10 protein-coding genes are annotated in these 12583 nt (G+C 64.2%); 4 read left to right on the top strand and 6 right to left on the bottom strand.

Translation table 11 applies throughout. The annotated features are described in order from the left end of the window. Nucleotides 1-102 precede the first annotated feature (102 nt). The 3 genes from ABOC32_RS09215 (at nt 103) to nhaA (ending at nt 3959) form a co-directional block, all read left to right on the top strand. Complete coding sequence (locus ABOC32_RS09215; RefSeq protein WP_426810817.1) at nt 103-777, top strand: COG3650 family protein; 675 nt, start codon at nt 103-105, stop codon at nt 775-777. A 103-nt stretch (nt 778-880) separates the two neighbouring features. Continuing rightward, nucleotides 881-2488 (top strand): NAD(P)/FAD-dependent oxidoreductase, encoded by a 1608-nt coding sequence (locus ABOC32_RS09210; protein WP_059395484.1) that lies wholly within the window; start codon nt 881-883, stop codon nt 2486-2488. 295 nt (nt 2489-2783) lie between these two features. Then, nucleotides 2784-3959: a Na+/H+ antiporter NhaA gene (gene nhaA / locus ABOC32_RS09205; protein WP_426810816.1), complete on the top strand. Its 1176-nt coding sequence runs from the start codon at nt 2784-2786 to the stop codon at nt 3957-3959. Nucleotides 3960-4029: 70 nt separating this feature from the next. Here the strand turns inward: nhaA and ABOC32_RS09200 are convergent, their stop codons facing one another. Continuing rightward, nucleotides 4030-4494 (bottom strand): glycine zipper 2TM domain-containing protein, encoded by a 465-nt coding sequence (locus ABOC32_RS09200; protein WP_009684613.1) that lies wholly within the window; start codon nt 4492-4494, stop codon nt 4030-4032. A gap of 147 nt (nt 4495-4641) precedes the next feature. Between ABOC32_RS09200 and ABOC32_RS09195 the strand changes: the two genes are divergently transcribed. Further along, complete coding sequence (locus tag ABOC32_RS09195) at nt 4642-4875, top strand: hypothetical protein (RefSeq protein ID WP_426810815.1); 234 nt, start codon at nt 4642-4644, stop codon at nt 4873-4875. A gap of 91 nt (nt 4876-4966) precedes the next feature. On the opposite strand, the gene pdxH is transcribed toward ABOC32_RS09195, so the two are convergent. From pdxH to dinG, 5 genes are all read right to left on the bottom strand, one after another. Beyond that, a complete protein-coding gene (pdxH, locus tag ABOC32_RS09190; RefSeq protein ID WP_234229642.1) occupies nt 4967-5614 on the bottom strand; it encodes a pyridoxamine 5'-phosphate oxidase in 648 nt (215 codons plus the stop codon). 18 nt (nt 5615-5632) lie between these two features. Then, a complete protein-coding gene (locus tag ABOC32_RS09185; RefSeq protein WP_426810814.1) occupies nt 5633-6625 on the bottom strand; it encodes an OmpA family protein in 993 nt (330 codons plus the stop codon). A gap of 99 nt (nt 6626-6724) precedes the next feature. After that, nucleotides 6725-7870: a serine hydrolase domain-containing protein gene (locus tag ABOC32_RS09180; RefSeq protein ID WP_426810813.1), complete on the bottom strand. Its 1146-nt coding sequence runs from the start codon at nt 7868-7870 to the stop codon at nt 6725-6727. Nucleotides 7871-8112: 242 nt separating this feature from the next. Then, nucleotides 8113-10347, bottom strand: coding sequence for a beta-galactosidase (locus ABOC32_RS09175; RefSeq protein WP_426810812.1), 2235 nt, complete (start codon nt 10345-10347; stop codon nt 8113-8115). Between the two features lie 80 nt (nt 10348-10427). Further along, nucleotides 10428-12572: an ATP-dependent DNA helicase DinG gene (gene dinG / locus ABOC32_RS09170; protein ID WP_426810811.1), complete on the bottom strand. Its 2145-nt coding sequence runs from the start codon at nt 12570-12572 to the stop codon at nt 10428-10430. Nucleotides 12573-12583: the final 11 nt, after the last annotated feature.

Here is a 12583-nt window from a genome sequence, read left to right as displayed (position 1 = left end):
CCCGCGAAGAGGCCAGTACAGGCAACCATTAACTTGAGATCCGCCGTCAGCCTGCGTAACGTGGCCAGCTTTCATGGCAAAGATCCCGGAGCCCGCCTCATCATGCGCCTCACCCCCACCCTGCTGCTCACCGCCCTGCTGCCCCTGTTCGCCGGCTGCCAGCTCATGGCTGACGCGCCAAGCGACCCGAACATCGGCACCACGCGCATGCAGGGCGAACTGCGTGCCGCCGGTGGCCAGCTGCTGTTCAAGCCGTGCAGCGAAAACCGCACGTTCGTGATCAACGACGTCGGCGCCACCGGCATCCTGCAGGAGGCCGCCAACCTCGCCAAGGACGCCAACGACAAACTGTTCGCCGACGTCCGTGGCCGCCTCACTGGCAGCAAACAGGCCAACAACGACGGCCAGCTGGAAGTGCGCCGCCTGTACCGCCTGGAACCCTCCACGCGCGCCTGCGAAGACCCCAACTTCAAGCAGCTGACCCTGCGCGCCAATGGCCATGAACCCGAGTGGGACATCAAGGCCAGCGGCAAGGGCATGGTGCTCAATCGCATCGGCCAGCAGCCTCTGCCCCTGCCGTTTCTGGAAGAAGAAGTACCCGGCGGTGGCCTGACCCTCACCAGCGAAGCCAACGGCCAGCACGTGGAACTGTGGGTCGCGCCGCAGCGCTGCGTAGACAGCGCCACTGGCGCCATCCACCACCTGCGTGCCGAGCTGCGCATCGACGGCAAGACCCTGCAGGGCTGCGGTTACTACGGCGGCGCGCGCGACAACTGATCGCCGGGTGCTTTTATCCTGCCAGTCGGGGCGGCTAACAGCTTATACTTGGCGGTTTGTGTAAAGCCGCCGGCCGCCCATGGCCGGGATACTGGACCCTGCCATGCTACGAATCACCGAACTCAAGCTGCCCCTGGACCATCCCGACGAAGCGCTGCGTGAAGCCATCGTCCAGCGCCTGGGCATCCGCGACGAGCAACTGCTCAGCTTCAACCTGTTCAAGCGCAGCTACGATGCGCGCAAGAAGAACAGCGAGTTGCTGTTCATCTACACCATCGACCTCGAAGCCAGCAACGAAGCCGAGCTGCTCAGCAAGTTCGCCGACGATCACAACATCGGCCCGGCACCGGATGTGACTTACAAGTATGTCGGCCACGCCCCGGCCGACGTGCAGGAACGCCCGATCGTGGTCGGCTTCGGCCCGTGCGGCATCTTCGCCGGCCTGCTGTTGGCGCAGATGGGCTTCAAGCCGATCATCCTCGAACGTGGCAAGGAAGTGCGCCAGCGCACCAAGGACACCTGGGGCCTGTGGCGCAAGAGCGTGCTCAACCCGGAGTCCAATGTGCAGTTCGGCGAAGGCGGCGCCGGTACCTTCTCTGACGGCAAGCTGTACAGCCAGATCAAGGACCCGCAGCACCACGGCCGCAAAGTGCTGGAAGAGTTCGTCAAGGCCGGTGCGCCGGACGAGATCCTGTACATCAATAAACCGCACATCGGCACTTTCCGCCTCACCGGCATGGTCGAGCAGATGCGCCAGGACATGATCGCCCTCGGCGCAGAAGTGCGCTTCCAGGAAAAGGTCACCGACCTGCTGGTCGAAGACGGCCAGCTGACCGGCGTGGTGCTGGAGAGTGGCGAACAGCTGCACTCGCGTCATGTGGTCCTGGCCCTTGGCCACAGCGCCCGTGACACCTTCCGCATGCTGCACGCCAAGGGCGTGTACATGGAAGCCAAGCCGTTCTCGGTCGGCTTCCGTATCGAGCACCCGCAAACGCTGATCGACAAGGCTCGCCTGGGCAAGTACGCCGGCCACCCGAAACTTGGCGCTGCCGACTACAAGCTGGTGTACCACGCCAAGAACGGCCGTTCGGTGTACAGCTTCTGCATGTGCCCGGGTGGCACCGTGGTCGCGGCCACCAGCGAGCCAGGCCGGGTCGTCACCAACGGCATGAGCCAGTACTCGCGAAACGAGCGTAACGCCAACTCCGGTATCGTCGTCGGCATCGACCCCGAACGCGACTACCCGGGCGGCCCGCTGGCCGGTATCGAACTGCAGGAGCGCCTGGAAGCCCACGCTTATGTAATGGGCGGCAGCAACTACCAGGCCCCGGCGCAGCTGGTGGGTGACTTCGTTGCAGGCCGGCCGTCGACCGCGCTGGGCAGTGTCGAGCCGTCCTACAAGCCTGGCGTGACCCTGGGCGACCTGGCGCCGAGCCTGCCGGACTTTGCCATCGAAGCAATCCGTGAGGCATTGCCGGCGTTCGACCGGCAGATCAAGGGTTACAACCTGCATGACGCGGTGCTGACCGGGATCGAGACGCGGACCTCATCGCCACTGCGCATTACCCGGGGTGAGGATTACCAGAGCCTGAACCTGAAAGGCCTGTTCCCGGCAGGTGAAGGGGCCGGCTACGCGGGCGGGATTCTGTCGGCGGGCGTGGACGGGATCCGTATTGCCGAGGCGGTAGCGCGGGATATGCTCGGCCTTTGATACTTTACCCCCTGCCAGGGCCCTTTCGCGGGTAAACCCGCTCCTACACGGACAATCGACTCCCTGTAGGAGCGGGTTCACCCGCGAAGAGGCCCTGACAGGAATCAGAAATATCCAACCCAGACATCAGACTTTCCCTCTCCCTTCCTCCCCCATCTGCATCTAGGCTTTACACAGCCTAGCCGGCAACACCATATAACAAAAACGAATATAGTTTTTGTTTTAAAGCATATCGTCACAGGCTAGGGTGTACGCCCGTTCCATTCGTAAACTGCTCATGGAGAGCCTATAGCCCGTGCGTAGCCTGTTTACCCGTTTCTTCCAGCTTGAAGCCGCCAGCGGCCTGCTGCTGATCGCCGCCGCCGTTCTGGCCCTGATCATCAACAACTCGCCACTGTCCTACCTGTACAGCGGGCTGCTCGATGTGCCCGTCGTCGTCCAGGTCGGCGCGCTGAATATCGCCAAGCCTTTGTTGCTGTGGATCAATGACGGCCTCATGGCCCTGTTCTTCCTGCTCATCGGCCTTGAGGTAAAGCGCGAGGTGGTCGACGGCCATCTGTCCAAACCTTCCCAGGTGATCCTGCCCGCCACTGCTGCCGTGGGCGGCATGGTGGTGCCAGCACTGATCTACTGGTTCATCAACCGTGACAACCCGGCGGCCGTGGCCGGCTGGGCGATCCCCACTGCCACCGACATCGCCTTCGCCCTCGGCGTGCTGGCCCTGCTGGGCAAACGCGTACCGGTATCGCTCAAGCTGTTCCTGATGACCCTGGCAATCATCGACGACCTGGGTGCGATCATCGTGATTGCCCTGTTCTACTCCGGGACCCTGTCGAGCGTGTCGCTGCTGCTGGCCGCTGCGTGCCTGGTGGCGCTGATAGCGATGAACCGGCTTGGCGTGGTCAAGCTTGGGCCGTACATGATCGTAGGCCTGATCCTGTGGGTCTGCGTACTCAAGAGCGGCGTGCATGCCACGCTGGCGGGTGTCGCCCTGGCATTGTGCATCCCGCTGCGTACCCGCAACGCCGAGACTTCGCCGCTGCTGTCCCTTGAGCATGCCCTGCATCCTTGGGTCGCTTATGCCATTTTGCCGATTTTCGCCTTCGCCAATGCCGGCGTCTCGCTGGCAGGCATGACCGTAGACAGCTTCACCCACCCGGTACCGATGGGCATCGCGGTTGGCCTGCTGCTGGGCAAGACCGTGGGCGTTTTCGGCCTGACCTGGCTGGCGGTCAAGCTGCGCATGGCTGCGCTGCCTGAGGGTGCCGGCTGGGGGCAAATACTGGGGGTGGCGATACTCTGCGGCATTGGCTTCACCATGAGCCTGTTCGTTGGCTCCCTCGCCTTCGCCCCGGGTAGCAGTGATTACGCCGGCATGGACCGCATGGGCATTCTTACCGGCTCGTTCTTCGCCGCCGTGATCGGCTACGCCGTCACCGCCATGGCCAGCCGCAAAACCCGTATTGGCTGACGTGGCTGAAGCATGAAAAAAACCCCGACTGGCAGCAGCCATGTCGGGGTTTTGTTTTACTGCGCTACGGTCAGTGCGAAACGCGGCTGGTACCGTCAACCGTCATGATGCGCACGCGGTCGCCGACGCGGAAGATTTCGTTCTCCTGCACGGCCTGCACGTAGGCACGCATGCTGCCATCGTCCTCACGCACGGTGATTTCGACGCCTTGGGTGCGGGTCAGGCCTTCTTCTGCAGCGGACCCGGCCAGGCCACCGGCCACGGCACCGATCACGGCTGCAACAATGCTGCCACGGCCACCGCCCACGGCGCTGCCGGCTACGCCACCAACGATGGCGCCAGCGCCACCGCCGATCGGGGTTTTGGTACCTTCGATCTTGACCGGGCGCAGGGATTCGATGGTGCCCATGCGCACGGTTTGCACGCGGCGGGCTTCATCACGGGAGTAGCTGTCACCGGTCAGGCTCGAGGCACAGCCCCCCAGCAGCAGCGACATGGTGGTAAAGGTCGCCACCAGCAAAGCGGATTTACGCATGGGTAAAGTCTCCATAAGTCAGGTGCTCATTAGACGCTGCACGTTGACGGCTGTCACGGTACAAACGTAATAAAATTGTTTTCATTCAGCCGGGGTACAGCCTGTGCGGTTGTGCCCTAGGCCCATCAATTGAGACCAAGGATAGCCATGGATTACTTCATCGTCGTGGTCACCACCGTTGCCGGGCTGTATTTCCACGGGTGGTTGTATGTACGCATGCGCCGCTGGATGGACCGTGACCTGGCGTTGTCGCTGGCGGGGGCTGACCCTGAGAAGCGCGCGTTCATGCTGGAAAGGTTGGCCCAGGCGCGGCAGGAGAAGGTAGGGCGTAAGCAACTGGCAGGCTGGCTGGAACGGGAGGCGGCGGGTTTTACGAGGTAGGGTCAGGGTCCATTAGACCACCGTGTGGGAGCGGCCTTGTGTCGCGAAAGGGCCGCGAAGCGGCCCCGGCAACATTTGGTTGGATCACAGATCAGGGCGCCAGCCGCTCCCGCTGCCATTGCCCATCCACAAACCGGTAATTCAACCGGTCATGCAGGCGGCTGGCCCGCCCCTGCCAGAACTCGATGCGCTCAGGCAACAGACGATAACCACCCCAGTGCTCCGGGCAGTGCGGCTGGGTGTCGGAGAAGCGCGCCTCGGTGGCCTTGACCAGGCCCTCCAGCTCTTCACGACCGGCAATCACCCGGCTCTGCGGCGAAGCCCAGGCGCCCAGGCGGCTGCCCAGCGGGCGCACCTGGTAGTAGTCGTCCGACTCCTTGGCCGTGACCTTTTCCACCCGCCCTTCGATGCGCACCTGGCGCTCCAGCGCCGGCCAGAAGAAGGTCATGGCCGCAAAAGGGTTGGCCTGCAGTTGCTGGCCCTTGGCGCTTTCGTAGTTGGTGAAGAAGGTAAAGCCCTGCTCATCGAGCCCCTTCAACAACAGTACGCGGCAATGCGGGCGGCCTTCGCCGTCCACAGTCGCCAGGGTCATGGCATTGGCTTCCACCGGTACCTGCTCGGTCTTCACCGCATCGGCAAACCACTGGTGGAACAAAGCGAACGGCTCCCCCGGGGCCTGGGCTTCGGCCAGGCCATCACGGGTGTAGTCGCGGCGCATATCGGCCAGGGATTGGGTCATTGCTGCGTTCCTTGACGATCAGTTGGTCTTCGCAGGGCTGTTGGCAGCTACTTTCTTGTCAGCGGTAGCTTTCTTGGCGGCAGGCTTGGCGGCTGCCTTGGCCGGCGCGGCTGGCTTCTTGGCCGCGGTCTTGGCAGGGGCCTTGGCCTTGGCAACGGGTTTCTTCGCCGCGGGCTTCTTCGCAGCTGGCTTGCTGTCGACGGCCTTGGCGGCAGGTGCCTTGGCATCCTGCACCGCAACCATCGAGGCCGGTGCAGGTGCCGGGGCGGCCTGCTGGTACTTGGCCAACAGTGCAACCATGGTGTTCTGCGGGGTCAGCAGCATTTCAACGCGGCGGTTCAGGGCACGGCCCTCGATGCTGTCGTTGGCGGCGCGTGGCATGACCGAGCCCATGCCCTTGAGGGTCAGGCGGTCACGCTGCAGGCCGCTGAGGCGGAAGATGGCCGATACCGAAGCGGCGCGCTCCAGGCTGAGCTTCTGGTTGGCAGCGGCAACGCCGCTGCTGTCGGCATGGCCCAGGACCAGCACGGCAGTCTTGGGGTCGCCTTCGACGGTCTTGGCCACACGAGTGATCGGGCCGAGGGTCATTGGCAGCAGCATGTTCGGGCGATCAGGGTTGTACGAGCTGTCCACCGGCAGGGTGACCGCCAGCACATTGTCGCGGCGCTCCAGCTCCAGCTTGCTGTCCTTGATGGCTTCGCGCAGCTTGGGCTCGTACTCGTCCAGCCAAGCCTGGGTGGCCTTCTGGTCGATCTTCGGCACGACCGGCCCTTTGGCTTGCTTGTCATCACCGCCGAACGGCCACCACCAGCGGCTGGCGCTTTCGGACTTGGCATCGGCCTTGGCCACTTTTTCAGTGACGGCTGCCTTCACTTCCTGCTCGGCGACCTTGTCGGAACCGAAGGGCCACCAGCTGAAGCCACCTTCCTTGGAGCCGTCCGGAGAATGACTGGCGCAGCCGGTAACGGCGGTCAGGCACAGGGCGAGTGCTAAGGTTTTATGTGAAGACATCAGCGATACACCATGAAATAGAAAGAGATTTTGCCAGCGCACTTGAGGCGCTGGCATTGAGGATAGTCAAAGGGGCGGGGCAATACCCGCATTACCCGATCAAAGGCAACTGGCAAGAACACGGACCAGGTTCTGGGCGCGTGGATCCATAAGCACGTAAGGCCCGAGTGTATTGACCACGAAACCGAACGCCACATCGTGCTCCGGGTCGGCAAAACCGACCGAGCCACCGGCACCTGGGTGGCCGAAGGCGCGGGCGCCGAGGCCAAAGGTGGCATTGGCCACATCGGGCTGGTCGAGCATGCAGCCCAGGCCAAAGCGGGTCTGGGTGAGCAGGGTGCGGTCCTGGCCGAGGCTGTGCTCGCGGGTCAGTTCATCCAGCAGTTCGGATTCGAGCAGGCTGCCGTCCAGCAACCCGGCATAAAAGCCCGCCAGGCTGCGGGCATTGCCATGGCCATTGGCCGCTGGCTGTTGCATACGTCGCCATTCAGGCTTGTTGGTGCTGGTCAGGATCGCCGGCGGGTTGGTGAAGGCACGGGTCGACAGCGCCTCGGGCTCGCGCATGGTCACCTGCAACAAGCGCTGCGCGGCGGCATCCCCTGGGTTGCCTTTGCCACGGGCGATATGCGCCACGCGGTGGAACTCTTCGTCTGCCAGGCCGACATGAAAGTCCAACCCCAACGGGCGGGCGGTGCGGGCCACGATCGAGTCGCCAGGGCCACGGCCATCGGCGCGGCGAATCAGCTCGCCAATCAGCCAGCCGTAGGTGATGGCGGCATAACCGTGTTCGCTTCCGGGTGTCCACCATGGCGTTTCAGCCGCCAGCGCATTGACCATGGCCTGCCAGTCATACAGGGCTTCAGCGGGCAGCAGCTCACGGATGGCCGGCAAGCCGGCGCGGTGGCTGAGCAGCTGGCGCAGGGTGATCGACTGTTTACCGGCCTGGGCGAACTCGGGCCAGTAATTGGCCACAGGGGCATCGAGGGCCAACTTGCCCTCGCCCACCAGTTGCAGGGCGGTGACGGCGGTGAAGGTCTTGGTACAGGAGAACAGGTTGGCGATGGTGTCGCTGTGCCAGGCCTGCTGGCCATCCTTGTCGGCACTGCCGGCCCACAGGTCGACGACGGTTTCGCCCCCGACCTGGATGCACAGCGCAGCGCCACGCTCCTGGGAATCGTCGAACAGCGCGGCAAAGGCTTCGCGCACGGCTTCGAACTTCAGCTCATAGTGACCCTGGATCTGCACCCGCTGTACTCCGTAGGACCATGTCCAAAAAAGGTGTGCATTGTTTCAGTAGTTGGGTGTTTTGCAAACTGGCTTGGGCCAAATGGTCGCGACGAACGGTAGCCAAGCTGAACTCACCCAAAATCCGACACTGTCGAATCCCTGTGGGAGCGGGCGTGCCCGCGAACACCGGCATAGCCGGTGCCATCCACCGCGTCGCCTGATTCGCGGGCACGCCCGCTCCCACAAGAGGCAGGCTTTTGTCAGGGAGCGGGTTTTTCCAGCTGGGTGCGCAACTGGCCCATGGCCTGCAGGTTGCTCTTGCGCACGGCGTCGACAAACCCCGGGTACGGCACATCGGTGATCGCCACCAGCCCGAGGTGGCCGTTCTCGCCGTCAAGCAGGCGGCCGCTGGCTGGCTGGTCGAGGTACTGGAACCAATGCGCGCCAACGATCATCGGCTCCGCCAGGGCCGCCTTGAGGAAGTTGCCGTAGGCCGGGCCGCGGTCCTCTTCACGCGCCAGCTCCAGCGGCCCCGGCCAGAACGGCCCGCGATCGCGCGAACCGAACTGGAACTCGGACACCAGCACCGGTTTGTCCAGCTCGGCCAGGCGGGCAAAGTCGTAGCCGTCCTGCGGCTTGAGGGTGTAGAAGTTGAAGCTGAGCACATCGCAGAACTCGGCACAGGCCTTGACCGCCTCCGGCGTGCTCACCGCAAAGCGGCCACCCAGCAGCAGGTGATTGGGTGCATGCCACCTCAATGAATCGGCAATGGTCTTGAAGTAGGTCTCGGCGAACACCTGCTGGAAGTGCTGGTAGTCGCGCTCGATTTCCGGGTGTTCCGGGTCAGGCAACGGCGCCTCGAAGCCTGGGTCTTCCATGAGTTCCCAGGCGGTCAGTTCGATGCCCCAGGCCTTGGACAGGCCTTCCTGGTTACGGTACTTGTCGCGTAGCTGCTTGAGGAAGGCACGCTTCGCAGGAACATCGGTGGTCAGGCGCAAGGTGCCGTAGGCCAGGCCATAACGCGCCTTGGGATCGCTGCCTGGTGCAGCCCAGGCCAGCTCGTTGTCGGCAAAATAGCCGATCAGCCAAGGGTCGTCACGGTGATCACGGGCGGCAATGGCCACGGCGCGCTCGGTGGCCATGGCAAAACGCGGGTCGAACGGGTCGGGCATGCTGCCCCACCAGTCCATGCCGGTGCTGATGCTGGCGTAATCGCCCACGATCGACAGCGGCAAGGTATAGGGCATACGCTTGGCCTGGTCCAGAGCGGGCTCGCTCCAGTTGCCGACCGTGTTGAAACCCCAGGCCTGCAAACGGTCGAGCGCATGTGCCTGCCAGCGCGCAGCGTCCAGCGCCGGTGGCGGGCAATTGGCTGGCTGCCCTTCCACAGCAGGCGGGCAGGGTTTGCCGTAGGTACGCTGCAGGTTGGCGGCATAGAAGTCGAACCAGCGCCCTTGCTTGAAGTTGCGCCCTTGTGACGAGGCATTGCCATCGTCGTTATTGCCTTCGCCATAGAATGCGGCCAGTGCATCGCCCTCGCCCGGCAACGCCTTGAACATGCCTTCACGGCCGACGACGTAAGTACGCCCGCCGTCTGCAGCAACGGCGTTGACCCCCAGGGAGTAGAACGGGTGCCCCTCCGGTGTGACCAGGTACCAGCGCCCATCACGCTTTTCGGTGCGAAAGAAGCCCTTGGCCTCGAACGCAGTCCCGCCCAGCAGCCCGCCGTAGCCGTCCAGTTGCTGCTTGCCACGCTCAGCCAGCCAGCCCTTGAGCTGCTGCTGTTCACGCGTATCGGCCGCCTTGAGCTGCTCGTCATTGGCCACCTTTTCGGGCCAATTGCCGCGAGTGGACTGGCCATAGGCATCGATCAGATCCTGGTACGCGGCCTTGTAGGCCAGGTCGTCATCCTGGATGCCCACCCGCTCGATCAGCAGGTTCTGCGCCACCTTGGGGTTGGGGATGCTCAGGCTGACCGAGGCCACCTGCTTGAGGTCTACCGCACCCGCGCTGCTGGTCAGCAGCAAGCGCTGGCCGCCGTGGTTCCACGGCATGGGTGGGCCGGCGCGCATGCCCTGGCTTAGCGGCGAGCTGGCCGTCAGCGGCACCATCACGGTTTGCGCGGGGCCGGCCGGCAAGTCGATACGGCTGGTCAATGTGCGCCCATCGCTGCCTTGCACCGTGACATCCACCGTCAGCGCCCAGTCCATGGCACTTTGCAAACGCAACGTGAGGAACTGCCCGGCTGACCAGTCCCACGCCCCGCCTTGCGGGCTCAGGCGCAGGGTCGGCCGCTCGACCGGGTTGAACACCACACGCCGCAACACCTCGCCCTCGGCCGTTTGCTCCGCGTTGTACTGCGGCATGCCGGCATCCTCGGTCGCCACATTGACCACCGAGGCCGGGCGCACGAAGCTGAACAGCGTCTGCTGCCCCGCCAGCAAGGGCGAGCTGAACAACAGGGCGAAAACGGCGGGCAGGGTGAGGCGGACCATAAGGCTGGGGCTCTCCTTCAGGCCCCTTACGGGCCCAAGACTGAGTAATGGACAACACGCCGGAGCAAGTGCTCCGGCGGTCAGGAAATCTCCCGCCGGAACGGCGGCAGCGCATTGAGAATAGCCTTGCCGTAGCGCTGGGTGACCAGGCGCCGGTCAAGCAAGGTGATGACACCGCGATCCTGCTCGGTACGCAGCAGGCGACCGCAGGCCTGGATCAGCTTCAGCGAGGCGTCCGGTACGGCAATTTCCATGAACGGGTTGCCGCCGCGGGCCTCGATCCACTCCGCCAGCGCGGCTTCGACCGGGTCATCCGGCACGGCAAATGGAATCTTGGCGATCACCACATGCTCGCAATAGGCGCCTGGCAGGTCGACACCCTCGGCGAAACTTGCCAGGCCGAACAGCACGCTGTGCTGGCCATCGTCGACCCGTGCCTTGTGCTTGTTCAGGGTTTCCTGCTTGGACAGGTTGCCCTGGATCAGGACCAGCTTGCGCCAGTCCCGGTCCAGGCCATCGAACACGTCCTGCATCTGCTTGCGCGAGGAGAACAGCACCAGCGCGCCACGGGCATCTTCGACGATGTTCGGCAGCTCGCGGATGATTGCCGCGGTGTGTGCCGCCGCGTCGCGTGGGTCGGCCTTGAGGTCGGGCACCCGCAACAGGCCGGCGTCACCGTGCACGAACGGGCTGGGCACCACACAGGTGACCGCATCACGCGGTAAACCCGAGCGCATGCGGAAGCGGTCGAACTTGCCCAGTGCGGTCAACGTCGCCGACGTCACCAGCGCACCGTGGGCAACGCTCCACAGGCTGCGGCGAAGCATTTCGGCGGCAAGGATGGGGCTGGCGTTGACTTCGATGTCGAACATCGCACCGCTCTCGGCCAGCGTCAGCCAGCGTGCCATGGGCGGGCTGTCTTCCGGGTCCTCGGCGGTAAAGGCCGTCCACAGTTCCCAGTTGCCCTGGGCGCGGGTGACCAGGCTGCCGAACAGCGGGTACCACTCCTCGGCCTGATGGCTGGCGATGCCAATGTTGACCTCGCCGTCCATGCCCTCCTTGAGCAGGTCGGCCAGGCGGGTGAACAGGTCGTTGAGGCGGGCAAAGCCCTTTTTCAGCTCGATGCCCACTTCGCGCAGCTGTTCCGGCACGACGCCGCCTTCGAAGCGATAGCGCGGGCGCTCACGGCCCTCGGTGTCTTCACTGGGGCGGAAGTCGGCAACCTGTTCGCAGAGGGTGAACATGAACTGCTGCTGGGTGCGCACTTCGCGCGCCAGCTCCGGGACCTGTTCGATGTACTTGCCCAGGTCGCCGGGCAGCGGGTGCTGGGCCAGCAGCTTGGTCAGGTTCTTGGCGGTCTGTTCCAGCCAGTCTGCGGTGGAACGCAGGCGCGAATAGTGAGCGAAGTGGCCGATGGCCTTGTCTGGCAGGTGGTGGCCTTCGTCGAACACGTACATGGTGTCGCGCGGGTCGGGCAACACCGCACCGCCGCCCAGGGCCAGGTCGGCCAGCACCATGTCGTGGTTGGTAACGATCACGTCGACCTTGCCCATGCCTTCACGAGCCTTGTAGAACACACACTGCTGGAAATTCGGGCAGTGGCGGCCGGTGCACTGGCTATGGTCGGTGGTCAGGCGTGCCCAGTCCTGGTCTTCCAGGGCTTCTGACCAGCTGTCACGGTCACCGTCCCAGCGGTTGCCGGCAAGCTTCTCGATCATGCTGTTGAACAGCTTCTGGCTGCGCTCGTCGACCTCGATGCGGAAGCCTTCTTCCTCGAACAACTGGGCCGTGGCCGACTGGGCGTGACCCTCCTGCAGCAGGATGTCGAGCTTGGACAGGCACAGGTAGCGGCCACGGCCTTTGGCCAGGGCGAAGCTGAAGTTGAGCCCGCTGTTGCGCATCAGGTCGGGCAGGTCCTTGAAGACGATCTGCTCCTGCAGGGCCACGGTGGCGGTGGCGATGACCAGGCGCTTGCCCGCGGCCTTGGCGGCCGGGATGGCGGCCAGGCTGTAGGCCACCGTCTTGCCGGTACCGGTGCCCGCCTCCACGGCCACAACGGCAGGATCGCCGGCGCGGCGGCCTTCATCGTCGCAGGCAATGTTGCCAAGTACCTTGGCCACTTCGGCGATCATCAGGCGCTGGCCATAGCGAGGCTTGAGGCTCTTGGCTTCGAGAAAACGCGAGTAGGCGCCCTGGATGGTGGCTTTGAGTTCGTTGCTGATCATGGTCTGCAGGC

The sequence above is a fragment of the Pseudomonas sp. WOUb67 genome, assembly GCF_050058005.1.
In the GTDB taxonomy this organism is placed as follows: Bacteria; Pseudomonadota; Gammaproteobacteria; order Pseudomonadales; family Pseudomonadaceae; genus Aquipseudomonas; species Aquipseudomonas putida_R.
Note: the sequence above shows the minus strand (reverse complement) of the source record. Positions and strands in the feature narration are given on the sequence as shown.